The organism is Caballeronia novacaledonica (assembly GCF_900258035.1).
In the GTDB taxonomy this organism is placed as follows: Bacteria; Pseudomonadota; Gammaproteobacteria; order Burkholderiales; family Burkholderiaceae; genus Caballeronia; species Caballeronia novacaledonica.
In genome coordinates, this window is record NZ_OGTP01000002.1 from 142,992 (window position 1) to 167,640 (window position 24,649).

Here is a 24,649-nt window from a genome sequence, read left to right on the forward strand (position 1 = left end):
TCCTCTAACGAATGGCGCGCGCGACGGCTATCCCGCTTCTCCGACATCTTTCGGATTCGGCAGCTTGCTGTCCTTACCTTCGTCCGTGCGCTTCGGTTGAGCGGGCTCGTCGGTCATCGCACGTTTTTGTTCGTCGGATAAGCGTCTATCCGCCACGTTCGGATCTTCGGGTGTCTGCTTCGGTGGCGTCGGACGATCGTTTGATTCGTTCATGACAGGCTCCTTGTTTTCATCGGTGGATCGCGTGCGATAACGTTCGCATGGTGCGTGCCCGCCCGCATCAGGCATAAGCGATGCTGCCGTGCGCTGCGACGTATCGAACGAACTTCCTTGCAGATCGCTCATGTCGGACACCAAACGAACGCTCATCCGTTTTGCTTTCTTCGCATGCGCGATATGCACGGCGTCGCATGGTTTAGGAGCGTCCATTTCCACCGCACCTTTTGGCGCGACGCAACAAGGGCAGGCAGTCGCGCGATACACGCTGTCCAATGCGCGCGGCGTGACTATGAACTGCATAACCTATGGCGGCATCGTGACGCGCCTCGATGTGCCCGACCGGCGCGGGCGTCGCGCGGACATCGTGCTGGGCTTCGGCTCGCTCGGCGACTACGAGAAGTACAACGGAAAGATTCACTTCGGCGGTCTGATCGGGCGCTATGCGAACCGCATCGCCGATGGACGTTTCGAACTCGACGGACACAGCTACAAGCTGCCCGTCAACGAGCCGCCGAATACATTGCACGGCGGTCCGCATGGCTTCGACGAAAAAGTCTGGACTGTCGTAAGGACGTTTCAAGGTGCGCAAGGTGCGGGCGTGCAGCTTCGTTATGTGAGTCCCGACGGCGAGAACGGTTTTCCCGGCACGCTAACGGTCGATGTGACTTACACACTCACGGACGACAACGAAGTGCGCATCGACTATCGCGCGAAGACGGACAAGCCGACTGTCGTGAATCTCACGAACCATAGTTACTTCAATCTCGCGGGCGAGGGCAGCGGCACGGTCGAAGGGCAACTCATCATGATCGCGGCATCGAGCTATACGCCGGTGCGTGCCGATTCGATTCCCACCGGCGAGATCGCGAGCGTCGAGAGCACGCCGCTCGATTTGCGCGCGCTCACGCCGATAGGCGCACGGCTGCGTTCGTCGAATCAGCAGATGCGTTATGCGCACGGTTACGATCACAACTGGAAGCTCAACAAGAGCGGTCAGCGCAATGGCGAAGCGGCGTTCGCCGCGCGTGCCTACGATCCGTCGAGCGGACGCGTGCTCGATGTCTACACGACGCAGCCGGGCATGCAGTTCTACGCGGGCAATGGTCTCGACGGCAGCGTGATCGGCACCTCGGGCACGGCGTATCGTCAAACGGACGGCTTCGCGCTCGAAGCGCAGCACTTTCCGGATTCACCGAATCGTCCGGCGTTCCCGTCGACCGAGCTCAAGCCCGGCGACGAGTATCACGAAGTCACGGTCTGGAAATTCGGCGTGCGTTAGCGTCAGAGGCTCGGCAGATCGGTCGGGTCGACTTGCGCGCCCGGCACGCCCTTCGTGTGCGCGCTGATTGCGAGTTCATGCCGCAGTGCCGCGCGCCGTTGTGCCGATGGCCGCGCGTGATTCGCGTTGTCGAGTGCGGGAATCACGTAGCCGTTCACCATCTGCCGGAAGGTCTGGAGATTCTTCGCATCGCGCAGGCCGCCGTCGACGGACATCACGCTCGTCATCACGATCACCGTATTGCGCTCGGGCAGCACCGTGATGAATTGCCCCTTGAAGCCCATCGCGTCGAACTCCGGCTCGTTCTGCACGATGTTGTTGATCCACCAGTAGTAGCCGAAGTAAGGCGCGACGCCGGGCGACGTCATCTGCGTGATCCATGTTCGCGGCACGATCTGGCGCCCTTGCCAGCGGCCATGATCGAGCACGAGCATGCCGATCTTCGCCATGTCCACGGCGCGCAGACGCAGGCCCCATCCCGCCGACACGAGTCCGGAACGGTCCGCACGCGTCCATACCGCATGCTTCATTCCGAGCGGGTCGAAGAGACTGGCCTTGGCGTATCGTTCGACCGGCTCGTGCGCGGCGGCGCTCAACATCGCGGCGGCGAGTATCGGGTTGATGTCGGTGTATTCGAACTCGGCGCCGGGCGCGGCCTTGGGATTCGTTTCGGCGGCGAGCTTCAGTCGATCGGGCGCGGCGTAGTAGATCGGATCGTCCTTCGGCTTGAAGTCGTAATGCAGGCCGCTCGACATCGAAAGCACATGCTTCAGTTCGACGTTGCGCTTGTCGGCGAGATCGGCGCGCAAGTCGGGACGCCACGCGGCGAGCTTCGTTGCGACGGAATCGTCGAGACTGACCTTGCCCTGGCCGATGAGTATGCCCGCGAGCATCGACGTCACCGACTTCGTGACGGAGTACAACTCGTAGTTCGAATCGCGCGATGCGCCCGCGCCATAGCGCTCGAAAATCAGCTTGCCGTCTTTCACGACGAGCAGGCTGTACACATCGAGCTTCTGCTCGCGAATCCATTGCGACAGACGCACGAGTTCACGCGAATCGACACCCGCATCTTCCGGCGATGCCTCGGCGAGACCCGCCTCGCGCAGCGGCGCGTCGGCATGAGCGTTGGAGATCGACATCGCGACGAACACTGGCGCGATGCACTTGAGCAGCAAGCGTAGTTTCATGGATCAAGTCTCGGGTGCGTCGTTGAATGCGGCCGCCGTGCCGGGCACGCCCTGCGTCTTGTTGCTCCGATCGAGTTCTTCCTTCAGCGCGCCGGTCTTTGCAGCCGTCGCGACCGGGCGCACCGACGGCGTCAACGCGGGCAGAATGAAGTCGTTCACCATGCGGCGGTATTGATTGAGATACGTTGCGTCGCGCAATCCGCCATCGGTCGGCAAGAGGCTCGTCATCACGACGACCGCATGTTGTTTCGGCAGCACCGTGATGAATTGCCCCTTGAAGCCCATCGCGCCGAATTCGGGCTGGCCTTTCTCGACGACATGCTGAATCCAGCAGTAATAACCGTAGTCGGCGGCTGCGGGAGAGGGCGTCGTCATCTGTTTGATCCACGCCTGCGGCACGACTTGCTTGCCTTGCCAGCGGCCGTTATCGAGCATCAGCATGCCGATCTTCGCCATGTCGACGGCCCGCAGCCGCAAGCCCCAACCGCCCGCCACCGCGCCGGTTTCATCGACGCCGGTCCAGCGATAGTGCGACATGCCGAGCGGCTCGAAGAGCTTCTTCTGCGCGAAGCGATCCTCGCGTTCATGCGCGGCGACGCTCACGGCCATGCCGACGAGCACCGGATTCACGTCGATGTAATCGAAGTCCGTGCCGGGCGTCTTCGCGGCTTTCGCCGTTACCGCGACGCGCAGACGATCCGGCGCGCCGTAGTAGAGCGGGTCAGTGCCTTCGCGCGTCTGATAGTTAAGCCCGCTCGACATCGACATCAGATGACGCAGCTCGATGTTCTGCTTGTCGGCGAGTTGCGCGGCGAGATCGGGCCGCGCTTTCGCGATGAGCGGAGCAACGCGCGTCGAGGGATTCAGCTTGCCTTCGCCTTCGAGCACGCCGGCGAGCAACGAAGTTATCGTCTTCGTGACCGAATACAGTTCGTAGTTGTTATCGCGCGTGAGGCCATCGCCATAGCGCTCGAACACGATCTTGCCGTCCTTCACGATGACGAGACTGCGCACGTCCATCTTGTCCGCGCGTATCCACGCCGACATGCGCACGAGCGGCGCGGAATCGACGCCGATGGATTCGGGCACAACCGTCGGCATATCTTTGTCCGTGGCGTGTGCCGTCATGCAGAACATCGCGGCGGTCAGTGATAAGAATCGCAGCTTCATCGCGTGCCTCTTCATTCGAGATTGGGTTTGCCGGCGGGCAGAAAACGTCCGCGTCCGCTCTTCACGTTCAGCAGCCTGCCGTCTTCCACGAGCAGCTCGCCGCGCGAGAAGCAATGACGCGGCCATCCCGTGACTTCGATCCCTTCATAAGGCGTGTAATCGACCGCGTGATGCAGCGACGCATTCGCGATGGTCACGCGCTTCTCCGGATCCCACACGACGATGTCCGCATCCGCCCCGACCGCGATCGTGCCTTTCCTCGGGTACAGGCCGTATAGCTTCGCGGGCGCGAGCGACGTGAGTTCGACGAACTGATGCAGCGAAATGCGTCCTTCCTTCACGCCCTTGAACAGCAGCGGCAAGCGTGTTTCGAGTCCGGGGATGCCGTTCGGAATATGATCGAACGACACTTCCTTGCCGCCTGGCTTCTTGCCTTGCGGATCGTCGTAGGAGAAGGGTGCGTGATCGGAGGAGACGAGCGAGAACACGCCCTGGCGCAATGCTTTCCACACCGCATGCTGATTCGCGGGGTCGCGCGGCGGCGGACTGCATACGCACTTCGCGCCTTCGTATTCGCCGTGACCGAGATCGTCGGCGGTCAAGTACATGTATTGCGGGCACGTCTCCGCGAGAATCGGCAGGCCGCGCGACTGGCCCCAGCGAATCTGTTCGATCGCATCGGCGCCCGATACATGCACGATCAGAATCGGCACGTCGACGAGTTCCGCGAACGCGATCGCGCGATGCGTCGCCTCGCGTTCGACGACCGCGGGCCGCGCGAGCGCATGCACGTGCGGCGCGTGCAGGCCTTTTCCCAGCAGGCGTTCGGTAAGCCAGCCGATGCAGTCCGAGTTCTCCGCATGCACCATCACGAGCGCGCCGTGCTCGCGTGCGACCGTGAGCACGTCGAGCATCTGACGGTCGTCGAGCTTGAGATCGTCGTAGGTCATATAGACCTTGAACGACGTATAGCCATTCCTGATCAGACGCGGCAGTTCTTCGGAAAGCACGTGCGGCGTCGGATCGGCGACGATGAGATGAAAGCCGTAGTCGATCAGCGCGCGGCCTTCCGCGCGGCTGTGATAGTCATCGACGGCCGCTTGCAGCGATTGCCCCTTCGCCTGCGCGGCGAAGGGAATCACCGTGGTCGTGCCGCCGCACAATGCGGAGCGCGTGCCGCTCAGGAAGTCGTCGGCCATGCGCAGGCCGTCGGGCATCGGCTGATCGAGATGACAGTGGCCGTCGACGCCGCCCGGCAACACCAGCATTCCGCTCGCATCGAGTTCGCGCGGCGCGCCGGGCAGGCCGTGCCCGAGCATCGCCACGCGGCCGTCGCGAATGCCGATGTCGCACGAAAACCGGTCCGACGCGGTCACGACATCGGCGTGACGGATCACGAAATCGAGTTCGTTCGACATGGCTCGTCTCCTTAGACGACTTCGCTGAAGAGACGTCCCCAGCCCTTGACGTTGCGCGTGTCGTAATCGGCGAGTTGCAGCGATTTCCATACGACGGTCGTGATCGTGTCGTAGATGGGAATGCCGGTTTCTTCTTCGAGCTCGGGCACGAGATGCGCGGCGTTCAGATTGGTGCAGAAGATCGAGATCGCGCGCGGCTTGTCCTTCGCCACTTCGCGCACCATGCGGCGAATTTCATCGGGCGCGACTTCCGAGAACGAGAAGTTGACCTTCAGGTTCAGGTGCCGCTCCGCGATGCAGTTCAAACCTTCGCTCCGATAGTTCGCGATGATCTTTTCCTGGACATCGTCGAGATAGGGCGTGACGAGACCGAACTCGCGCGCGCCGGTCTTCTTCAGGATCTCGTTCAAGGCGAGCACGGAGGTCGTCGCGGGAATGCCCGTCGCTTCGGTGATGCGCCGGCACAGGCGCTCGTCGGCCTCGAAGCCGAGCCAGCCCGAAGACGTCCCGTTCCATGCGATCACATCCACTTTCGCATCGGCGAGCAATTGCGCCGCTTGCAGGATCTTCGAATCGTCGAACTGGCCGAGCGCCTGATCGGAGAGCGAGATCTCCGTCACCGGAAAGCGCGCGAAATGCGCGGAGACGCCGGGCAGGTTCGACACCATCGCGCTCGTCAGCGGTTCGAGCGACGTGTTGGACGAAGGCGTGAGCATGCCGAGCAGAGTGCGTTTTTTCATCGTGATATCTCTTGTGTGAATTGAGCGAAGCGTTGCTGCGTGAACTGCCGATTCCACTCAGACGGGAATCTTCTTTTCGTAATCGATGGCGCTGGAGCACACGAGCAAGCCGACGCCGGCCGCCGCGAAGAACATCAGCGCGAGGAAGTACGAGTGCGTGAATTGCACGATCGCGCCGACGATGATCGGCACCGCGACGCCGCCGATATTGCCGCCGAGATTCATGAAGCCACCGAGAAAGCCGATCTTGTTGCGTGTGCCGAGCGACGACGGAATGCACCAGTAGAGTCCGCACCAGCGCAGAAAGAAGAGCGTCGTCGAAAGCAGGGCGACGACCGCGACCGCATTCGTCACATACGCCACCGAGAAGATCGACACGGTCGCGATGACCGCCGCGATGCCGAAGAGCGTACGCATCACGACATTCGGACGGCCGCCGGCGGCCTTCCACTTGTCCGCGATCCATCCGCCGATCAACTCGCCGATGAAGCCGCTGAAAAAGATGATGAAGCTCGAACCGCCCATCTGCTTGATGTCGAAGCCGTGGACCATGTGCAGATAGTTGGGCATCCACGTAAGCAGGCCGTAGAACACGCTGTTGAAGCACATCCAGCCGAAGAACATGCACCACACCGAGCGGTACTTAAAGAAATCGCGCGTGCGGCCCGACAGCGACGAAGGCTCGGCGGCGGCGTCGCGGGCATGCGATTCCTCGATATACGCCGCTTCGAGTTCGTTCACGCCCGGATGCTCGCGTGGTGTATTGCGTACATAAAACCAGGCGAGGACGCCCGCGAGCACCGTGCCGATGCCGGCCACCGCGAATGCGAGCCGCCACGAGCCGAGCGTCGCGATGAGCCCGGTGATCAGAATCGCGCCCAGCGCCGCGCCGAGCGGGGCGCCGCCGTCGAGCAGCGTCGCGCCGCGGCCGCGCTCGGTTTGCGTCATCCAGATCGCGTTGAGCTTGCCGCCTGCGGGATAAATCGGCGCTTCGGACGCGCCTAGTCCGAGACGCGTGAGGAGCAGGCCCGGCGCGTTCGTGCAGAGCGCCGCGATCGCCTGGAAAAAACCCCAGAACACAGTGGCGGACGCGATCACGATGCGCGGCTTGAAGCGGTCGGCGAGCATGCCGCCGGGAATCTGCATCAGCGCGTAGGTCCAGAAGAAGGAGGAGAGGATGAGCCCCTCCATCGCCGGGCCGATATCGAACTCTTTGGATATGAGCGGCATCGCGACGGACAGCGACGCGCGGTCGATGTAGTTGATCGCGATGAGGCTCAGCATGACGACGAAAATCTTCCAGCGAACGGTGGATTTGCCCACCGTCAATGCGGCAACACCGGATGTTGAAGACATGTACGGGCTCCTGGATAGGCGGATGTTTTCGTGACGTCGCGCAACGTTGAACAGAGTATAGGATTAGAAATTTATAATTACAAACAGTGTAAACGATTGGTTTTATTGAAATTTGATCTGCCAGATCTTGGTGCAGGGTTTTCACCAACTTCGTGATAAGCTTGCACTGCAATGAACCAGACCACGAAAAGCCCCCTTCTTTTGCGCACGCGCGGCATGGCTGCGGAGATCGCCGCGCGCCTGCGCGACATGATCGACGAGGGCGAGCTGCCGCCCGGCGCGCGCATCGACGAAAAGGAACTGAGCAGCGCGTTCGACGTCTCGAAGACACCCCTGCGCGAGGCGCTGAAGGTGCTGGTGTCGGAGGGGCGCGTGACGCATCGGCAGTACATCGGTTATCGCGTCGCGGAGATCGATCTCGACGACCTCGCCGCCACGTTCGAACTGCTTCACGGCCTCGAAGCCATGGCGGGCGAACTGGTGCAGCGGCGCATCACGAACACGGAAATCGCGGCGATCGCGGCGAGGCATCGGCGGATGGTGGAGTGTCACGACGCCGGCAAGCGCGCCGAATACTTCAAGCTGAATCAGCAGATCCACCAGATGATCGTCGACGCCGCCGACAATCCCGTGCTCGCTTCTGTCTATTCGACGTTGATGTCGAAGGTGCATCGGGCGCGCGGCGCGGCGAATGCGGACACGTTGCGCTGGGCCGAATCCGCGAGCGAGCACGAAGCCATTCTGGCCGCGCTCGAACATCCCGCGCGCGAAGGTCTGCCGGCGATTCTGCGCGAGCATTCGGAGAACACGGCGCGCGAAGTGCTCGCCGTCCTCGAACGCACGAAACGCGACGCACCCGCCGCGCGAATCGGCGATCTCGCGCGCGAGGGAGCGTCGGGCTGATCGCCCTTACGTCAGCACGCTCCACAACACGAGCGTCAGCACGAGTCCTACCACGGAGACGATCGTCTGCAACACGGACCACACCGCGACCGTGTGCTTCAGCTTGAGCCCGAAGTATTCGCGCACCATCCAGAAACCCGCGTCGTTGACGTGGCAGAAAAACACCGAGCCCGCGCCGATCGCGAGCGCCATCAGCGAATTGTGCGTCGCCGTGAGTCCGCCGACGACGGGCGCGACGATACCCGCCGTGGTCGTCGTGGCGACGGTCGCCGAGCCGGTCGCCTGACGCAGCGCGACCGCGATCAGCCACGCGAGCAGGATCAGCGGCAGATGCGTGCCGACCGCGATCTTGCCGATGGTCGCGCTGATGCCCGCGTTGACGAGCATCTGCTTCAAGCCGCCGCCCGCGCCGATCGTGAGCAGGAGCGCCGCGATCGGCGGCAGGCTCTTGCGCAGGATGCCGCCCACGCGTTCGCGCGCCATGCCGCGCGACCAGCCGAGCATCACGATCGCGAAGAGCACCGTCAACGCCAGCGCGACGAGCGGTTCCCCGACGAAATCGAGCGTGTCGTAGAGCAGCGTGTCCTTCGTGAGCGCGAGTTTGGCGACGGTGCGGCCGAGCATCATCACGACGGGCAGCAGGATCGTCACCAGCGAGATCGCAAAGCCCGGCGTCGATGCACCGTCTTCATGCGCCGTGAAAAGCTTGCCCATCTCCTCGGGCTCTTCGATATGCAAACGTTTCGACAGCCACATGCCGTAGAGCGGGCCCGCGAGAATCACGGCGGGCAACGCGACGATGAGACCCAGCCCGAGCGTCAGGCCGAGATCGGCATGCAGCGCGCTCACCGCGATCAGCGGGCCGGGATGCGGCGGCAGTAATGCATGCAGCGTCGTCATGCCGGCGAGCGCGGGTATCGCGATACGCAGGATCGGCTGCTTCGCGCGGCGCGCCATCACGAAGATGATCGGCACCATCATCACGAGCCCGACTTCGAAGAAGAGCGGCAAGCCGACGATGATCGCGACGAACGCCATCATCCACGGCAGGCGGCGCGGCGTCGAATGATCGAGTAGCGTGGTGACGAGCCGGTCGGCGGCGCCGGACTCGGCCATCAGCGCGCCGAGCATGGCGCCGAGCGCGATGATGATGCCGACGTCGCCGAGCAGCGCGCCGGCGCCCTTGCTGAACGCTTGCGCGATCGCTTCGAGCGGTTGATGCGCGGTGAAGCCCGCCGCGAACGTGCCCACGAGAATGGACAGGAACGGCGCGAGCTTGAGCACGCTGATGGAAACGATGATGATCGCGAGGCCGAGCGCGCAGGCGATCAGCAGTTGTGTGTCGTGGGCGGACCAGGGAGCGAGAGTGGCGGGATTCACGTTGACCTTGAGCTGACGCGCATCGCCTTGACTGCCGATGCGATTACGAGAAGCTTTCGCGTCCCGCGCATGGTCTCGCGTTCTCTTTGGTACTTTGCGAGGCATGCGCGGGACGCGAAGCCCCGTCGTAATAGCACTTTTCGAGTCGCCGGTCAAAAACGACCGCGCGACGTTCGTGCTCTCTCAGGCTGGCCTTGCAATCGGCTTGCCGCTCGTTGCGGGCATTTTGCGTTCTGCATTCAGAATGCTTTTTTGTGTTTTGCATTCCGCATGCGCGTCCCGCGGACACTACGCGGCGACTTTGCCGGAGCCGTCGGCGTGATCTTGCGCAAGGAGATCGAACAGCCGCAGGACGCGGGCGCGTTGCGTGGACACGAGATCGTTTTCGTCGCCGAGTGCGGCGAGCCGCCTTTTCCAGTAGGCGCGATCGAGACAGGCCAGCGCCTTCTGATTGCCCGCTACAGCGGCCGAACGGATCATGCGCTCGATATGATCGAGCTGTGCATCCGCGACGCGCGCGGGCTTGAGCGCCGCTCGCGCGGTGAGCGCGGCGCGCCCGGCTTGCAAGACTTTCGACTTTTCCATTTTGACGCCCCGAAACGCCCTTTTTGCGGCACGCGGCTGTGTTTTTGGTCTAAGTCAGCCGTAAACCGCATGAGTGGGAGACAGCGATGTGACAGCGGGATGGCGGCAAGGAATCGCCGACCTGAACCGCCCGCGACGCCGCACACGCTGCTCCTCGTCCAGCACGATATACCGGCATTTCGAATACGCTTTACCATGCGTCTCATTTGCTGGCGCGCATCGTGCGCCAGCCACCGATCGAAAGGACAATCCGGACCGAATCCGACCATCGACCATGCCCGCCGACTCAGATCCATCCGTGCTATCCACGCGATTCTCGACGCAGGACGTGCCGCGCGAACGCCAACTGCTTGCATGGCGCGAGCGCGTCGGGCATGTCGTCGATGTCTTGCCCGACAACGATCAAATCGCACGCGGTTTTGCGGGCAGCATCGATCTTCATGCGGCGGGCGGCCTCGTGTTCACCGAAGCGCGCACCGAGGCAATGGTGCTCGAGCGATCGATCGCGCGCGTCTCGACCGACACGCGCCGCGACTTCGCGTTTCACGTCTATGCGGAAGGCGAGTCCGGCCATGTCAGCGGCCTGAACGTGAAGCGCAGTGCGCCGGGCTCGCTGCGCGGCATCGTCGCGTTCGATCTGAATCAGCGCTTTCGCATCGAACGTCCGGCGTGCCGCGTGTTGACGATGTTCCTGCCGCGTTCGGTCGTGGCCGTGCATATCGACGATTGCGATGCGCTGCATGGCCGCGTCGTGCCCGAGAACGCGCCGCTCGCGCGCTTCGTTTTCCAGCATTTCGATGCCACCGCACGCGAACTGCCGACGCTCAAACGTCCCGACGCCATCGACGCGTTCGATGCCGGCGCGCAACTCCTGCTCGCGGCATTCGCCGACAAACCGCATGCATTGCACGATTCGCGCGCCGCGCTGCAAGCGGCGGTGAAAAAACAGGTGAAGCGTTATGTCGAAACGCATCTCCACGAAGCCGATCTCACGCCGACGAAGATCGTCGATGCACTCGGCCTGAAGCGCGCGACGATCTATCGATGGTTCGAGCAGGAAGGCGGCCTCGGCGCGTACATCCGGCATCGCCGTTTGCGAGAGGCAGCCGACGAACTCGCGCGGTTTCCGAATCTGCAGATCACCGATATCGCGTTCGGGCTCGGCTTCAAGAGCGCATCGGACTTCACGCGTGCGTTTCGTCGCGCGTTCGACGTGAGTCCGCTGGAAATGCGTCTGCGCGCGCTGGACCTGTTGCACGCGGCGGCCAACGATCCCGTCATGCGCATGCACGCCGCGCATTCACGGGGCGTTCGGGGAAGCGGCTGAGCGCGAAGAGCGTCACGCCATTCGCGGCGAGCAGGTACCACGCGGGCGTCATCACGCTGCCGGTCGCGCCGATGAGCCATGCGACCGCGAAGGGAGAGAACCCGCCGAAGATGACGACGCCGAACGTGTAGATCACCGAGAGACTCGCCGCGCGCCGATGCTTCGGGAAGGCTTCGAGCATGAGCACCGAGCCCGCGCCCGCGTTGTTGAGCGCGATGGCGACATACAACAAGATGATCACGAGCGCGAGCGTATCCGATGCGCCTTGCGTCAGCGCATGAAACGCGGGATAGGCCGTCGCGAGCGCGCCGACCAGCGACGCGTATTGCAGCGTCTTGCGGCTCATCAGGCGATCGGCAGCGAGCGCGACGAGCGGCGTGACGACGAGAATCACGAGGCCCGAGAGCGACGCGATCAGGAAGCTCATCGCCGGCGGACGTCGCAACGTGTGCGTGAGATAGCTCGGCATGTACAACACGGCAACGTAGATGCTGGAGGAAGGCGCGGCCATCATCAAAATGCCGCACGCGAGCGGGCGTGCATGTTCGCGCAGGACGATCGAAAGCGGCGTGCGTGCAGGACGCGGTTTTGATACCGATGCGTCGCCCGGTACGCGACGAAGAAACCATCCGAGCGGCGCGATCAATCCGCCGATGACGAAGGGCACGCGCCAGCCCCATTGCGCGAGTTGCTCGTGCGACAGCAACGCGGACGTGCACGCGCCGACGAGCGCCGCCGCGCATGCGGCCGCGCCCTGGCTCGCACCGCGCCAACTGACCATGAAGCAGCGTCGTTCGTAGGGCACGGACTCCATCAACAGCGCGGACGCCGGGCCGATCTCGCCGCCCGCCGCAAACCCTTGCAGAAGCCGCGCGAACACGATCAGCACGCTTGCGCTTGCGCCGATCATCGCGTGCGTCGGCAGGCATGCGATAAGCCACGTGCCCGCCGCCATCAAAGCGATCGACAGCCGCATGCCGGCTTCGCGGCCGCGCCGGTCCGCGTATCGGCCGATCAGCATCGCGCCGAGCGGACGCGTCACGAAGCCCGCGCCGAAGGTCGCGAGCGACAGCAACAGCGACGAAGCGGCGTCGTGCGCGGGAAAGAATAACCGTCCGATGATCGCCGCGGAGAAGCCGTACACGGTGAAGTCATAGGCGACGAAGCCGTTGCTGATCACCGTCGCGACGATGATGCGGGTCAGATTCGCAGACGATTTTCGATGTTCGATGTCGGTCATGAATAAACGGAGAGTGAAGCAATATTAACGGCCATATTGCTCATATCTTTCGTTGTTTCGCCGGATTCAATAATTAATACGCGCGAGTAATATACGATCAGCTTATTTGCCGCTTTCAATCATGGACGACGCCACACGCGAATTCGACCGGCTGCGCCCGCGCTTGCAGGGCATCGCATATCGCATGCTCGGTTCGGTCGCCGAGGCGGAAGACATCGTGCAGGATGTATGGCTGCGCTGGCATGCAGCGGCGCGTGAAGCCATCGAAAATGCGGAGGCCTGGCTCGTCGCCGTCACGACGCGCCATTCGATCGACCGGCTGCGTGCCGCGAAAGTGCAGCGCGAACATTACGCGGGCATATGGCTGCCCGAGCCGCAGATCACGGAGCCGCCCGCGACGCCCGAAGAAGTCACGGAACGCGCGGACGATGTATCGGTCGCGTTTCTGATGCTGCTCGAACGACTGACACCCGAGGCACGCGCGGCGTTCCTGCTGCGCGAAGTTTTCGATGCCGATTATCCGGAGGTCGCGAGCATCATCGGCAAAACGGAAGCCACGTGCCGGCAACTCGTGAGCCGCGCCAAGGCACAACTGCGCGAAGAACGCCCGCGCCGTTCCGTGCCGCGCGAAATTCACAGGCGTTTGCTGCACGCATTCGCGCTCGCGATCGAACACGGCGATTTCGCGGCCATTCACGCGATGCTTTCTGACGACGCGACGCTCGTCGGCGATGGCGGCGGCCACGTGCAAAGCTTTCCGAAGCCGCTACTCGGCGGCAAGCGCATTGCACAGCTTTTCTATGCAAGTTTTCTGCGCTATGGAAAGGGCGTGCGTATTGAATTCGTCATGCTCAACGGCCAATGGGCGCTCTTGCGCTTCATCGAGGGCAAGCTCGAATCCGCTCAGACATACGAGATCGAAGACGAACGCATCGTGCAAATTCAGGTGCAGCGCAACCCGGAGAAACTCGAACGCATCGCGGCGCGTTACGGCAAGGCCTCGTGAGTTGCGGCGGAGATTGATGCGCGCGAGGCAATAGCGTGCGCACGTGCGCGTGTCTACCGTGAAAAGCTCGGCAAACATACGATGACATCCATGCCGACCGCGACGTGCCGGCGGCGTCTTCAACCACGGATGGAGTCATCATGACGCAGCGAATCAACTACGTGCAGCAATCGCCCGAACTGTTCAAGAAGTTCTATGACTTTAGCCAGGCCTTGCAGGAGTGCTCGATCGAGCGCACCACGCTTGACCTCGTGACGCTTCGCGCATCGCAGATAAATGGCTGCGCCTTTTGCGTCGATATGCATGTGAAGGAAGCAAAGATTCACGGCGAGCGCGAATTGCGCACGCATCACGTGGCGATCTGGCGGGAATCGACGCTGTTTTCTCCGCGCGAACGCGCCGCGCTCGCGTGGACCGAAGTGCTGACGCGCATTCCCGAACACGGCGTCTCCGACGAACTATATGGACGCGTGCGCGGGCAGCTCTCGGAGAAGGAACTGTCCGACCTGACCTACGCCATCATGGCGATCAACGGATGGAATCGTGCGAATGTCGCATTCCAGACGGTGCCTGGTTCGTCCGACAAGGTTTTCGGCCTCGACAAGGCGAACCTGTCGTAATGTATTCGCGCCGTCATTCGATCATGGGAGAACGGATCATGCACAGCATCAAACGCGTGGGACTCACGCTCGTCTTCGGATGCGCGGCGCTCGTCGCGAACACGGCGCAGGCGGCGCCACAGGCCATCGTCAAGGAGCTCATGACGAAACCGCTGCCCGAATATCCGGGCAAGGAAGCGCTGATGATCAGCGTCGAATATCCGCCGGGCGCGGTCGATCCGGTGCATCGTCACGATGCGCATGCATACGTGTACGTGCTCGAAGGCACGATCGTCATGCAGCTTCAGGGCGGCGAGCCCGTGACGCTCAAAGCCGGCGATACCTTTTATGAAGGCCCTGAAGATATCCACACCGTGGGCCGCAACGCCAGCAAGACGAAGCGCGCGAAGTTCATCGTGTTGCTTCTGAAAGACAAGGGCAAACCGGTTTTCACGCCGACGAAATAAAAAAATCGAGCATGGCGTGTCACAAAGTACTGCGCGCGAACGTCTTGTGATACAGAGCCACTACGCTTCGTGCCGCCATGCCATCAGAACTTGTGTGTCATTCCGACGATTCTCTCGCCTATAGCTTCGTGACGAGTTATGCGGGGGTCGTTTCTTTTCTTGCGGTCGCCAATGAAGGCAGCTTCGCGAGAGCGAGCGATCGCCTGGGCATCGGGCGTTCCGCGGTCAGCCGCAACGTGCAGAAGCTGGAAGCACAGCTCGATGCCCGTCTCTTTCTTCGCACCACGCGCAGCACGTCGTTGACGCGCGAGGGTGAACTCTTCTACAAGAACTGTCAGCCGGGCGTCGAGCGTATCGTGCAGGCGCTCGAAGACATGCGCGAGTTGCGCAGCGGGCCGCCGCGCGGACATTTACGTGTCGCATCGGCGCCGGGTTTCGGCCGCAGGGTTGTCGCGCCGCTTCTGTCCGGTTTCAACGCGCGTTATCCTGACATTGCACTGGAACTGGTGCTCAGTGATCGTCCGTGCGATTTCACTGCCGAGCGCGTCGATGTTGCTTTCCGCGACGGTCATATGGAAGACAGCGAAGTCGTCGCAAAGCAATTGATCCCGATGCAGATTGTCGTGTGTGCGTCACAGGAATATGTGCGCGAACACGGATTGCCTCGGCATGTCGATGACCTCGAAAAGCATCGCTGCATTAATTTCCGCACATCGGCGGGACGTATCGCCGACTGGGAATTCAAGGTCGACGGCTATGCGCACAGGCGCTCGCTCAAGGCGAAGCAAACGTTCAACGACATAGACCTGATGCTGCAAGCCGTGCTCGACGGGCAGGGCATCGCGCAACTGCCCGCCTATCTCGTGTGCGATTCGCTCAAGGCAGGGCGCCTCGTCTTATGCCTCTCGCAACATGCACCCGATGACGGCGGTCACTATCTCTGCTATCTCAGCCGCAAGCATCTGCCCGCGCGTGTGCGTGTATTCGTCGATTACATGACCGAGCATACTCGCGCGCTCGATCTGCATTGCCTGACGTCCGGCATGACGACAGCAACTTCTTCTGCGCTCGCTACGGCCGATTGATGCATTGAAGGCAACACGGCGCGTCCGCCGACAGCGCTACCCAATGCGGGCGCGCGCATCTACGATGCATCACTTATGAGCGATGAGCGCGGTGCCTTTTGCGCATCGCTTTAAAGGAGAACATCATGAAGATCGTCGTGATAGGCGGAAGCGGACTCATCGGCAGCAAGGTCGTGAAGAACTTGCGTGCGCGCGGACACGAGGTGATTGCCGCGTCGCCCGCATCGGGCGTCGATACGATGACGGGCAAGGGCCTGAAAGATGCGCTGCAGAATGCGCGCGTGGTGGTCGATGTGGCTAACTCGCCTTCGTTCGAAGACAAGGCCGTGCTCGAGTTCTTCGAAACCTCTGGGCGTAACCTCTTCGCTGCGGAGAGGGCAGCAGACGTCGCGCATCATGTGGCGCTTTCGGTCGTCGGCACGGATCGTCTCGCGCAAAGCGGCTATTTTCGCGGCAAGATCGCGCAGGAGAAGCTGATTCGCGAATCGGGCGTGCCATACACCATCGTTCAATCGACGCAGTTCTTCGAGTTCCTCGGCGGCATTGCGAAAGCGAGCGCCAATGAAAACGCGGTGTATCTTTCGGACGCGTATATTCAGCCGATCGCTTCAGACGATGTCGCGATTGCCGTTGCGGATCGTGCCGTCAATGCACCGTTGAACGGTGTGGTCGAGATTGCGGGTCCGGAGAAGTCGCGCCTTTCCGATCTCATGCAGCGCTATTTCAAAGCGGCGGGCGATCCACGGACGGTCATCGCCGACGAAAGCGCGCATTACTTCGGCGCGCGGCTCGCAGCGGACACGTTGCTGCCCGGCGCGCAAGCGCATCTCGGCGGAATCGACTTCGATGCATGGTTCGAGCAAGCGCAATCGCAAGCCGCGCATTGAGCGATCGATCGCAGAGAAAGAGGCCGTCATGGAGCCGCTCCGTCCGCCGCCCGTCAGCATGCTCGACAAGTACGAGGGCCGCGACGTGCAACCGCTGTACTCGACGACGGTCACCGTCACGGGCGGAGATGCAAACCACGGCCGCGCCTCGGGCGTGGCGCGTTCGGACGACGGCGATCTCGACCTCGATCTGCGCATGCCGCAAGCGCTCGGTGGTCCCGGCGGCGGCACGAACCCCGAGCAGTTGTTTGCCGCAGGCTATGCCGCGTGCTTTCATGGCGCGCTGGTCTTGCTGGCCGCGCGCGCGGGCATTGTGGCGGAGGGCGTGAGCGTATCCGTCACGATCGAGTTCAGCCGCGATCCGATGGACGGGCTCTTCGTGCTCACCGCGCACACGTGCGTTCGAATGCCCGGCATCGAACGCGCGGTGGCTGAAGAACTCGTGCGCAACACCGAGCGCTTTTGCCCTTATACGAAAATGACACGCAAGGGCATCGTCAATATAGTTGCGCTTGCAACCATTAGCGATTCCACGCCTCATTCGGCAGGCACGCCCACCTCGTGATCGAGTTCGCTCGCTTCGGGCGATGCATCGCGCCGGCTCAACGCGCCCAGTGCCAACGCGGCAACGATCGCCGGAATTGCGAGCAGTGTGAAGACCGCGCCGAATTGCAGGCCCATGCTCATGAGAAGACCGCCGGTCATCGCGCCCGCGACCGCGCCCATGCGTCCGATGCCGAGCATCCATGCAACGCCGGTTGCGCGGCTGCGCGTCGGATAGAACGATGCCGCGAGGGCCGACATCGACGTGACCGCGCTCGTCACCGCCGTTCCCGTCAGGAAGATAAGCACGGCAAGCCAGAACTGATCCGCGACGCCGCGTCCGATCGTCAGAACCAGCACTGCTGCGAAGACGTATGCGCATGCGTTGACGCGTCGCGGATTGGCCTTGTCCATCACCCAGCCGAGGCACAGGTTGCCGAGAATTCCGCCGAGCGGAAAGAGCGATGTCGTGAGCGCGGCGCGTTCGGCGGAGAATCCGGCGTCTTTGAAGAGCGTCGGCAACCAGTTAGTGAGCAGATAGAAGATCAGCAGCCCCATGAAATACGCGAGCCATAACATCGATGTGCCGAATCGATAGGGCCGCGAGACGATGAGTCCGAGTGCGGACTTATCGGCGCCGGCGGTATGCGTATCGGCGGCGATGAATGTGACGCCCGCGCCTTCGGCGAGACGTGAATCGTTCGAGATGCGTCGAAGAACGCGCGCGATATGTTGTGCGGAGCGCTTTCTCACGACCATGAACTGCGCCGATTCAGGCAGCAGAAAGAGCAACAACACGGTGAGCACGATCGGGCCGAGGCCGCCCGCGACGAGCACGCTTTGCCAGCCGAAATGCGGTATGAGCCACGCGGCGCACAGCCCGCCGATAGAAAGGCCCACGGAAAAGCCGCAGAACATCGTGTTGACGACGACCGCGCGAATGCGTGCAGGCGCATACTCCGACATGAGCGTGACGGCGTTGGGCATCGCCGCGCCGAGGCCGAGGCCCGTGAGAAAGCGCCATGCGGTTAGCGTTTCGATCGAGCTCGCTTGTGCCGACGCGAGACTCCACACGCCGAAGAAGAAGACGGAAAGCGCGAGCACGGCTTTGCGTCCGATGCGATCGGCAGCGGGTCCCGCCGCGAGCGCGCCGATACCGAGGCCGACGAGCGCCGCGCTCATCACGGGCCCCAACGCGGCGCGCGTGATGCCCCAGTCTCCGATCAACGACGGCGCGATGAATCCGACGGCCGCCGTGTCGAAACCATCGGCCGCGACGACGAGAAAGCAAAGAATCAGAATGACCCATTGATACGGCGAGAAGCGCTCGCCGTCGATAAAGCTCTGGACCTCGATGGTCCCGAAGTTCTTTTCCATATCGGTATGTCTCCATTCAGATATCTAAAAACGATCGCAAGGATGCGGCCTTCGTCGTGCCGCTATTCGGTGTTTCAACGCACTGCGGGAGAGAGGCTTTTAAACTCGACGCGCTTGATGATTCGACTCTCCTGCGCGACGATCAGATGCGCCGACGCCTGCAGATAAGCGGGCCATTCGGGATCGTTGTCGCGAGCGGTGCGTCGCTGGTCGTAATCGGCGATGCTCTCGTAGCCCCACAGATGCACGACCTGATTCAACGCGCCGATATCGCTCATATAAAAGCCGACAGGTGCGCCGAGATACTTGAGTTGTATCGGCATTGCAAGACGATCGAATATGTCGATGAATTCCGCCATGCCGCGCGGCTTGATCGTATAGATGCGGTGATCGATGAATGGATTGCTCATGCTGCGCTCCTCAATTCGCTGGAACTCGCGCGTGCATCGATGCGGCCTGCGAGATGCAATCCTGTGAGATAGCCGAAGGTCATGATCGGGCCGAGCGTGATGCCCGCGCCGGGATAGTTGCCGCCCATGACGCTTGCGCGATCGTTGCCGACGGCATAAAGGCCGGGGATCGGCTCGTGGCCCTTGAGGACCTGGCCGTGCGGATTCGTCGCGATGCCGTCGAAGGTGCCGAGGTCGCCCATCACGATCTTGAGCGCGTAGTACGGGCCATCGCCGACAGGTGCGACACAAGGATTCGGCTTGTGCGCGGGATCACCGAGATAGCGGTTGAACGAACTGCTGCCGCGGCCGAATGCGGCGTCCTTGCCTTTTGCGGCATCGCAGTTGTACTCGCGGACAGTTGCTTCCAGAGCGGTTGCATCGATGCCCGCGTGCTGCGCGAGTTCTGCAAGCGTGCGGCCTTTGACGAGATAGCCGCTCTTCAGGTGCGCTCCGAGTGGAATCGGGGCGGGCTTTGCGAAACCGAGACCATACTTTCGAATCGTCGCGTGATCGCAGACGAGCCACATCGCCGTTTCTTTTTCATCGCGGCACGCTTCGATCATCGCCGCGCCGACATCGTGATAAGAATTCGATTCGTTGGTAAAACGAACGCCACTACGCGTTACACCGATCACGCCGGGCTTGTAGCGATCGAGCAGATGCGGAAACACGCCAAATTTTCCGTCCTTCAGCGGCACGCGCGAAACGGGCATCCACGCGGCCGGCTGCGGATAGCGGATATCGACGCGACCGCCCACGCGTTCGGCCATGCGTGCGCCGTCGCCGGTGTTGCCTGCGGGCACCGGCGATACATGTTCGCCGCCGCGTCGCAGATGGGGATATGCCTTCGCGATGCGCGCGACATCATGCGAGAAGCCACCGCACGCGAGCACGACACCACGCCGCGCCGTGATGCGCGATTCGCGTCCATTGGCAATCACGATCGCGCCTGTCACGCGCCCCTTTACAGTGACGAGTTCCCTCGCACCCGTGCGTGTATAAATCGGAATGCCGAGATCGAGCGCGGACTTCGCAAGACGCGCGGCGAGGGCATTGCCACTCGTGATCTGCACGCCGCGTTTATAAAGCGCAAGTTCTCTGATGTGACTCGCAAGCCGCTTCGCGACATACCACGCCGATGCCAGCGATTTCGTCGCGTTGAAGAAGTGCTCGAGATCCGCGCTCGACGAATTGAACATCATGCCGATGAACGTGATCGTCTTGAGCGGCGGACGAAGGCGCGCGATGTCCTTGCCCAGTTCGCGCGCATCGAAGGGTTTGGCGACGACGGAGCGGCCCACGTCGACACCGCCCGGTGCATCGGGATGATAGTCGGGATAGAGCGTCGAGAGAAATTCGACGGACGTCTCGCGCTCGAAGAAATCGATCATGCGCGGGCCGTTGTCGAGAAAGGCATCGACAGCGGCTTCGTCGTACATTGCACCGGTCTCGCCACGCATGTACTGTAGCGCGGCTTCGCGGGTATCTTTAACGCCCGCTTCCTTCGCGTGGCGATTGCCGGGTATCCACAACACGCCGCCCGAGAATGCGGTCGTGCCGCCGAAGTATTCCTCCTTCTCGACGACGATCACATCGAGCCCTTGCTTCTTCGCTGTAATGGCCGTCGAAAGGCCGCCGGCGCCCGAGCCGATCACGAGCACATCGCAAGCGAGATCGGACGACCGCGTTGCCGTAGTCATGATGTTGTCCTTTGATTGGAAGCGGGCGCTTTGCACACCCGCGAAAGAAATGGCCGTGTTTCAGGCGGCGCGCGGGGCTTCGAAGCCGGGACGCGGAACGAGGTCCATCAACATGCATTCGAAGCCGCCATCGACGGCAAGCTCTGCACCGTTCACGTAAGCGGCGCGCCGGCTCGCGAGAAACGCCACGACCTCGGCGATATCGCATGGCTCGCCGATACGCCTGCTCGCGGTCATTGCGCTTCGGCGCGCTTCGACATCGCCTTGTTCATAAAACGCCTTCGAAAGCGGCGTGCGGATCATGCCCGGGCAGACCGTATTGCTGCGCACGCCACGCGCGCCCCATTCGGCGGCGATCTGGCGCGATAACATCGCGATGCCCGCCTTGCTCGGGCTATATGCGCCGCTCCAGGTTTGCGGGTGATGCGCCGCCACCGATGCGATATGCACGATGCTGCCCGCGCCGCGCGAGAGCATGCCGCGCCCGAATGCCTGTGCGCATAACATGTAGCCGGTGAGATTGACGGCAAGCATCGCGTTCCATGCATCGAGCCCGATATCTTCGATTCCACCCGCCCTCAACAAGCCCGCGTTGTTCACGAGCACATCGACTTGACCGAACTTTCGCTCGACCTGATCGCGCGCGCGGTTCACGCTCGCCGCATCGCCGATATCACACGCAATGGCGAACGCATCGACGCCATTCGCGCGCAACGCATCGGCTACTTCATGACAACCCGCTTCATCGCGATCGAGCAGAGCGAGGCGAGCGCCTGCCTCGGCGAATGTCGATGCAATCGCACGCCCGATACCGCCCGCCGCGCCCGTCACCACACACACGCTCGATTCGAGCGCGAGCCAATGCGACGCGCTGTGATCGCGCGTGACCTGATTAGTCATCCTTGTCTCCCGAGTCAGTTCGATGCAAAGGCGCTGATAGCCTTGCCTGTGAAAAAAGTATATTCACGGCCTTGCATAAAAAATTGGACAAAGGCGGCAGACGACAGGACAATTTGTGCATCAGGAGACGCGCGACATGAGGAAAATCCCTAACTACAACTTGTACGGAGAATCGGCGCGTCCGCCGTGGTACGACGCGTTCAACTTCGAATGGATTGCCGAACGCAGCGCGCCGAACGACTGGCATATCGACGCGCATCGTCATGACGCGCTCTTGCAATTTCTGTACATTCGCGACGGCGGCGGGCAAGTGCTGATCGAGAACAGCATGATCGATATATTGCCGCCGTGCGTCATCGTGCTGCCCGCGCAAACCGTGCATGGATTCAACTTCGCGCCGAACGTCGATGGCCTCGTCGTGACCGTCGCGCAGAGATCGATCGAGGCGCTTGCATCGATCGCGGCGCCGGGACTCATTCCGGTGTTGCAGCGTGCGGGCCTCTCGCGAGTCAATGCTCAGTCCGTGAAGGAAAGCGCATTCATGACCATCGTCGAATTGCTGGAGCGGGAATTTCGAGCGACGAATCGCGGGCACATGGCGGCGGGCATGTCGCTCCTGATCGCACTTTTCGTGCATGTCGCGCGGCTATGTGAAAGCGCATCGGCGCCGAATGTCGCATCGACGGAAAGGCGCGCACAACAGATCAAACGCTTCCGGGAATTGGTCGCGGCGCACTTTCGCGAGCATCATCCCGTGGATTTCTATGCGCGCAAGCTCGGCATGACCGTCACGCAACTCGGGCGCATTTGCCGCGACGAGATATCGAGTTCGCCGCTTGCGCTGATCAACGAACATCTCGTGCGCGAAGCACAGCGGGATCTCGTTTATTCGAGCATGTCGGTCAAGCAGATTGCGCATGGATTGGGTTTTGCCGACATCGCCTATTTCAGCCGCTATTTTCGCAAGCAGACTGGCGTCACGCCGACGCAGTTTCAGGCCGAAGCGCACAAGGCGCTGGCCATTCAATAGTCGATCCGCTTCGAAGTCCGAGGGTTGCCACCGCCGTGCAAGCGTGCGATGCTTCGCCGTGCCGTGAATCAATCAAAACTAGAAAGCCCGAGCGAGACCAGTCCGGTTCACTCATCCTTTTGAGGAGGGAGCATGATCGCACTGTCATCGCATCGCGCGGCGCACGCGGCGTCGCGGCGTTTCCAGTTCAAGGCACGCGGAATGCTATGTGGCTGGCTCGTCATGAGCGCGGCTGCGAATCTCGCGTATGCCGACGCGCAAACCGGTTATACCCCGCCGCCTCCGCCGAGCGAGCTATACGGCGATCTTTTCGTCGCCGTTCAGACACAGAACATCTATCCCGATCAAAAGACTTTCGTCGACGCAACGCCCAAGATCGATCCCGCGCAAATCGTGCAGGCTTATCATCAACAGATGTCGGTGCCGGGCTTCTCGCTGACGGCTTTCGTCGCGCAGTACTTCACGCCGCCGACGGATCAGGTCATCACGCCGCCGCCGAATCAGACGCTGCGCGAACATATCGACTGGCTGTGGCCCGAGCTCACGCGTCTGACGACGACCGCGAACGTGCCGCCCAACAGCTCGCTGATTCCGATGCCCAAGCAATACGTCGTGCCGGGCGGGCGTTTTCGCGAAGGGTACTACTGGGACACGTATTTCACGATGCTCGGCCTTCAGGAAGCCGGCCGTGAAGATCTCGTCGACGACATGCTCGATAACTTCGCGTATCTGATCGACACGATCGGACATATTCCGAATGGCAATCGTACGTATTACGTGAGCCGGTCGCAGCCGCCGTTCTTCTCGTACATGGTCGAACTTGCCGCGCACAAGGAAGGCGGGCGGGTTTATCAGAAGTATTTGCCGCAATTGCGCAAGGAACATAGCTACTGGATGCAGGGCGCGAATACGCTGCAACCGGGCGGTGCGGTGCGCAATGTCGTGATGCTGCCGGACAAGACCGTGCTCAATCGCTATTGGGACGAACGCGACACGCCGCGCGACGAGTCTTATTCGGAAGACGTCGCCACCGCCAAACAGGTCACGAATCGCCCGGCGAACGAGGTGTATCGCGATCTTCGCGCGGCGGCCGAAAGCGGCTGGGACTTCAGCTCGCGCTGGTTCGGCGACAACATGACGCTCGCGACAATCCGCACGACATCGATCATTCCCGTCGATTTGAATAGCCTGATGTTCCACCTCGAAACGACGATCGCGATCGGTTGCGGCGAAGCGCGTGATTTCGGTTGCGTCGGTGAGTTCATCGGGCGCGCGGCCAAGCGTGCGGTCGCCATCAACAAGTATCTCTGGAACAAGAACGGCTACTACGGCGATTACGACTGGAAGCTCGCGCAGCCGCGCAATAACCCTTCGGCGGCGATGCTTTATCCGCTCTTCGCGAACGCGGCGTGGCCGGATCGCGCGCACAAGACGGCGGAGACAGCCGAAGCGCTGCTGCTGAAACCAGGCGGCCTCACGACGACCACGTACAACACGACGCAGCAATGGGATGCGCCGAACGGTTGGGCGCCATTGCACTGGATCGCGATACAAGGACTGAGGCGGTATGGGCGCAGCGATCTCGCGCAGCAGATCGGCACGCGCTTTCTTGGCGACGTGAACAACGTCTATAAGACGCAGCAGAAGCTCGTGGAGAAATACATCGTGGAAGGCGAGGGAACGGGCGGCGGAGGCGGGGGCGAATACCCGCTGCAAGATGGCTTCGGATGGACGAATGGCGTCACGCTGAAGCTGCTCGATCTTTATCCCACGGGACAATAAGACAGCAAAACAAC

General features: G+C 62.0%; 24 protein-coding genes. 11 read left to right on the forward strand and 13 right to left on the reverse strand.

Annotation, left to right across the window (positions count from 1 at the left end; all coding sequences use genetic code 11):
• Positions 1 to 27: 27 nt before the first annotated feature.
• The gene (locus NOV72_RS32610; RefSeq protein WP_245932897.1) at positions 28 to 429 is read right to left on the reverse strand and encodes a hypothetical protein; all 402 of its coding nucleotides are present in this window, start codon (positions 427 to 429) and stop codon (positions 28 to 30) included.
• Here NOV72_RS32610 and NOV72_RS04495 point away from each other — a divergent pair.
• Positions 344 to 1,498 (forward strand): aldose epimerase family protein, encoded by a 1,155-nt coding sequence (locus NOV72_RS04495; protein WP_106853407.1) that lies wholly within the window; start codon positions 344 to 346, stop codon positions 1,496 to 1,498. The genes NOV72_RS32610 and NOV72_RS04495 overlap by 86 nt on opposite strands.
• 2 nt (positions 1,499 to 1,500) lie before the next feature.
• On the opposite strand, the gene NOV72_RS04500 is transcribed toward NOV72_RS04495, so the two are convergent.
• The 5 genes from NOV72_RS04500 to NOV72_RS04520 form a co-directional block, all read right to left on the reverse strand.
• Positions 1,501 to 2,688 carry a serine hydrolase domain-containing protein gene (locus NOV72_RS04500; protein ID WP_245932898.1) on the reverse strand — a complete coding sequence of 396 codons (1,188 nt, stop codon included), beginning with the start codon at positions 2,686 to 2,688 and terminating at the stop codon, positions 1,501 to 1,503.
• A gap of 3 nt (positions 2,689 to 2,691) precedes the next feature.
• Positions 2,692 to 3,789 (reverse strand): serine hydrolase domain-containing protein, encoded by a 1,098-nt coding sequence (locus NOV72_RS04505; RefSeq protein WP_245932899.1) that lies wholly within the window; start codon positions 3,787 to 3,789, stop codon positions 2,692 to 2,694.
• An 80-nt stretch (positions 3,790 to 3,869) separates the two neighbouring features.
• The gene (gene hydA, locus NOV72_RS04510; RefSeq protein ID WP_106853408.1) at positions 3,870 to 5,276 is read right to left on the reverse strand and encodes a dihydropyrimidinase; all 1,407 of its coding nucleotides are present in this window, start codon (positions 5,274 to 5,276) and stop codon (positions 3,870 to 3,872) included.
• Positions 5,277 to 5,287: 11 nt separating this feature from the next.
• Complete coding sequence (locus NOV72_RS04515) at positions 5,288 to 6,016, reverse strand: maleate cis-trans isomerase family protein (RefSeq protein WP_106853409.1); 729 nt, start codon at positions 6,014 to 6,016, stop codon at positions 5,288 to 5,290.
• 57 nt (positions 6,017 to 6,073) lie between these two features.
• Positions 6,074 to 7,372 (reverse strand): MFS transporter, encoded by a 1,299-nt coding sequence (locus tag NOV72_RS04520; RefSeq protein ID WP_106853410.1) that lies wholly within the window; start codon positions 7,370 to 7,372, stop codon positions 6,074 to 6,076.
• A gap of 171 nt (positions 7,373 to 7,543) precedes the next feature.
• Between NOV72_RS04520 and NOV72_RS04525 the strand changes: the two genes are divergently transcribed.
• Complete coding sequence (locus NOV72_RS04525; RefSeq protein ID WP_245932900.1) at positions 7,544 to 8,275, forward strand: GntR family transcriptional regulator; 732 nt, start codon at positions 7,544 to 7,546, stop codon at positions 8,273 to 8,275.
• A 6-nt stretch (positions 8,276 to 8,281) separates the two neighbouring features.
• Here NOV72_RS04525 and NOV72_RS04530 read toward each other — a convergent pair whose 3' ends face one another.
• A complete protein-coding gene (locus tag NOV72_RS04530; protein ID WP_106853411.1) occupies positions 8,282 to 9,655 on the reverse strand; it encodes a GntT/GntP/DsdX family permease in 1,374 nt (457 codons plus the stop codon).
• Between the two features lie 288 nt (positions 9,656 to 9,943).
• Complete coding sequence (locus NOV72_RS04540; RefSeq protein ID WP_106853412.1) at positions 9,944 to 10,240, reverse strand: hypothetical protein; 297 nt, start codon at positions 10,238 to 10,240, stop codon at positions 9,944 to 9,946.
• A 274-nt stretch (positions 10,241 to 10,514) separates the two neighbouring features.
• Between NOV72_RS04540 and NOV72_RS04545 the strand changes: the two genes are divergently transcribed.
• Positions 10,515 to 11,567, forward strand: coding sequence for a helix-turn-helix domain-containing protein (locus NOV72_RS04545; RefSeq protein ID WP_106853413.1), 1,053 nt, complete (start codon positions 10,515 to 10,517; stop codon positions 11,565 to 11,567).
• Here the strand turns inward: NOV72_RS04545 and NOV72_RS04550 are convergent.
• Positions 11,518 to 12,807: an MFS transporter gene (locus NOV72_RS04550; RefSeq protein ID WP_106853414.1), complete on the reverse strand. Its 1,290-nt coding sequence runs from the start codon at positions 12,805 to 12,807 to the stop codon at positions 11,518 to 11,520. The two genes, NOV72_RS04545 and NOV72_RS04550, sit on opposite strands and share 50 nt — an antisense overlap.
• Positions 12,808 to 12,928: 121 nt before the next feature.
• Here NOV72_RS04550 and NOV72_RS04555 point away from each other — a divergent pair, with 121 nt between their 5' ends.
• The 6 genes from NOV72_RS04555 (at position 12,929) to NOV72_RS04580 (ending at position 17,416) form a co-directional block, all read left to right on the forward strand.
• Positions 12,929 to 13,813 (forward strand): RNA polymerase sigma-70 factor, encoded by an 885-nt coding sequence (locus NOV72_RS04555; RefSeq protein ID WP_106853415.1) that lies wholly within the window; start codon positions 12,929 to 12,931, stop codon positions 13,811 to 13,813.
• 140 nt (positions 13,814 to 13,953) lie between these two features.
• Entirely contained in the window at positions 13,954 to 14,433 is a 480-nt protein-coding gene (locus NOV72_RS04560) for a carboxymuconolactone decarboxylase family protein (RefSeq protein WP_106853416.1), read from the forward strand.
• 38 nt (positions 14,434 to 14,471) lie between these two features.
• Positions 14,472 to 14,879: a cupin domain-containing protein gene (locus NOV72_RS04565; protein ID WP_106853689.1), complete on the forward strand. Its 408-nt coding sequence runs from the start codon at positions 14,472 to 14,474 to the stop codon at positions 14,877 to 14,879.
• Between the two features lie 77 nt (positions 14,880 to 14,956).
• Complete coding sequence (locus NOV72_RS04570) at positions 14,957 to 15,964, forward strand: LysR family transcriptional regulator (protein ID WP_106853417.1); 1,008 nt, start codon at positions 14,957 to 14,959, stop codon at positions 15,962 to 15,964.
• Positions 15,965 to 16,089: 125 nt separating this feature from the next.
• A complete protein-coding gene (locus NOV72_RS04575) occupies positions 16,090 to 16,851 on the forward strand; it encodes an SDR family oxidoreductase (RefSeq protein WP_106853418.1) in 762 nt (253 codons plus the stop codon).
• 28 nt (positions 16,852 to 16,879) lie between these two features.
• On the forward strand, positions 16,880 to 17,416 hold the full coding sequence (locus tag NOV72_RS04580) for an Ohr family peroxiredoxin (protein ID WP_106853690.1): 537 nt from the start codon (positions 16,880 to 16,882) through the stop codon (positions 17,414 to 17,416).
• Here NOV72_RS04580 and NOV72_RS04585 read toward each other — a convergent pair.
• The 4 genes from NOV72_RS04585 to NOV72_RS04600 all read right to left on the reverse strand — a co-directional run bounded on the left by NOV72_RS04585 (position 17,389) and on the right by NOV72_RS04600 (position 21,823).
• Positions 17,389 to 18,771, reverse strand: coding sequence for an MFS transporter (locus NOV72_RS04585; protein ID WP_106853419.1), 1,383 nt, complete (start codon positions 18,769 to 18,771; stop codon positions 17,389 to 17,391). The two genes, NOV72_RS04580 and NOV72_RS04585, sit on opposite strands and share 28 nt — an antisense overlap.
• A gap of 74 nt (positions 18,772 to 18,845) precedes the next feature.
• The gene (locus NOV72_RS04590; RefSeq protein ID WP_106853420.1) at positions 18,846 to 19,181 is read right to left on the reverse strand and encodes an NIPSNAP family protein; all 336 of its coding nucleotides are present in this window, start codon (positions 19,179 to 19,181) and stop codon (positions 18,846 to 18,848) included.
• Positions 19,178 to 20,923, reverse strand: a complete 1,746-nt coding sequence (locus NOV72_RS04595; protein ID WP_106853421.1) for an FAD-dependent oxidoreductase — start codon at positions 20,921 to 20,923, stop codon at positions 19,178 to 19,180. The genes NOV72_RS04590 and NOV72_RS04595 overlap by 4 nt, the downstream gene beginning before the upstream one ends.
• Positions 20,924 to 20,983: 60 nt before the next feature.
• Positions 20,984 to 21,823 (reverse strand): SDR family NAD(P)-dependent oxidoreductase, encoded by an 840-nt coding sequence (locus tag NOV72_RS04600; RefSeq protein ID WP_106853422.1) that lies wholly within the window; start codon positions 21,821 to 21,823, stop codon positions 20,984 to 20,986.
• Positions 21,824 to 21,959: 136 nt separating this feature from the next.
• Here NOV72_RS04600 and NOV72_RS04605 point away from each other — a divergent pair, with 136 nt between their 5' ends.
• On the forward strand, positions 21,960 to 22,853 hold the full coding sequence (locus tag NOV72_RS04605; protein WP_106853691.1) for a helix-turn-helix domain-containing protein: 894 nt from the start codon (positions 21,960 to 21,962) through the stop codon (positions 22,851 to 22,853).
• A 132-nt stretch (positions 22,854 to 22,985) separates the two neighbouring features.
• Positions 22,986 to 24,635, forward strand: a complete 1,650-nt coding sequence (gene treA / locus NOV72_RS04610) for an alpha,alpha-trehalase TreA (RefSeq protein WP_106853423.1) — start codon at positions 22,986 to 22,988, stop codon at positions 24,633 to 24,635.
• Positions 24,636 to 24,649 lie beyond the last annotated feature (14 nt).

Bases quoted from the DNA above. Each gene is read 5' to 3' on its own strand.
- NOV72_RS04525 (WP_245932900.1), top strand. From the start codon at position 7,544: ATGAACCAGACCACGAAAAGCCCCCTTCTTTTGCGCACGCGCGGCATG.
- NOV72_RS04555 (WP_106853415.1), top strand. From the start codon at position 12,929: ATGGACGACGCCACACGCGAATTCGACCGGCTGCGCCCGCGCTTGCAG.
- NOV72_RS32610 (WP_245932897.1), bottom strand. From the start codon at position 429: ATGGACGCTCCTAAACCATGCGACGCCGTGCATATCGCGCATGCGAAG.
- hydA (WP_106853408.1), bottom strand. From the start codon at position 5,276: ATGTCGAACGAACTCGATTTCGTGATCCGTCACGCCGATGTCGTGACC.
- NOV72_RS04575 (WP_106853418.1), top strand. From the start codon at position 16,090: ATGAAGATCGTCGTGATAGGCGGAAGCGGACTCATCGGCAGCAAGGTC.
- NOV72_RS04590 (WP_106853420.1), bottom strand. From the start codon at position 19,181: ATGAGCAATCCATTCATCGATCACCGCATCTATACGATCAAGCCGCGC.
- NOV72_RS04565 (WP_106853689.1), top strand. From the start codon at position 14,472: ATGCACAGCATCAAACGCGTGGGACTCACGCTCGTCTTCGGATGCGCG.
- NOV72_RS04605 (WP_106853691.1), top strand. From the start codon at position 21,960: ATGAGGAAAATCCCTAACTACAACTTGTACGGAGAATCGGCGCGTCCG.
- NOV72_RS04560 (WP_106853416.1), top strand. From the start codon at position 13,954: ATGACGCAGCGAATCAACTACGTGCAGCAATCGCCCGAACTGTTCAAG.
- NOV72_RS04600 (WP_106853422.1), bottom strand. From the start codon at position 21,823: ATGACTAATCAGGTCACGCGCGATCACAGCGCGTCGCATTGGCTCGCG.
- NOV72_RS04595 (WP_106853421.1), bottom strand. From the start codon at position 20,923: ATGACTACGGCAACGCGGTCGTCCGATCTCGCTTGCGATGTGCTCGTG.
- NOV72_RS04520 (WP_106853410.1), bottom strand. From the start codon at position 7,372: ATGTCTTCAACATCCGGTGTTGCCGCATTGACGGTGGGCAAATCCACC.
- NOV72_RS04495 (WP_106853407.1), top strand. From the start codon at position 344: ATGTCGGACACCAAACGAACGCTCATCCGTTTTGCTTTCTTCGCATGC.
- treA (WP_106853423.1), top strand. From the start codon at position 22,986: ATGATCGCACTGTCATCGCATCGCGCGGCGCACGCGGCGTCGCGGCGT.
- NOV72_RS04540 (WP_106853412.1), bottom strand. From the start codon at position 10,240: ATGGAAAAGTCGAAAGTCTTGCAAGCCGGGCGCGCCGCGCTCACCGCG.
- NOV72_RS04570 (WP_106853417.1), top strand. From the start codon at position 14,957: ATGCCATCAGAACTTGTGTGTCATTCCGACGATTCTCTCGCCTATAGC.
- NOV72_RS04550 (WP_106853414.1), bottom strand. From the start codon at position 12,807: ATGACCGACATCGAACATCGAAAATCGTCTGCGAATCTGACCCGCATC.
- NOV72_RS04545 (WP_106853413.1), top strand. From the start codon at position 10,515: ATGCCCGCCGACTCAGATCCATCCGTGCTATCCACGCGATTCTCGACG.
- NOV72_RS04515 (WP_106853409.1), bottom strand. From the start codon at position 6,016: ATGAAAAAACGCACTCTGCTCGGCATGCTCACGCCTTCGTCCAACACG.
- NOV72_RS04500 (WP_245932898.1), bottom strand. From the start codon at position 2,688: ATGAAACTACGCTTGCTGCTCAAGTGCATCGCGCCAGTGTTCGTCGCG.
- NOV72_RS04505 (WP_245932899.1), bottom strand. From the start codon at position 3,789: ATGCCGACGGTTGTGCCCGAATCCATCGGCGTCGATTCCGCGCCGCTC.
- NOV72_RS04585 (WP_106853419.1), bottom strand. From the start codon at position 18,771: ATGGAAAAGAACTTCGGGACCATCGAGGTCCAGAGCTTTATCGACGGC.
- NOV72_RS04580 (WP_106853690.1), top strand. From the start codon at position 16,880: ATGGAGCCGCTCCGTCCGCCGCCCGTCAGCATGCTCGACAAGTACGAG.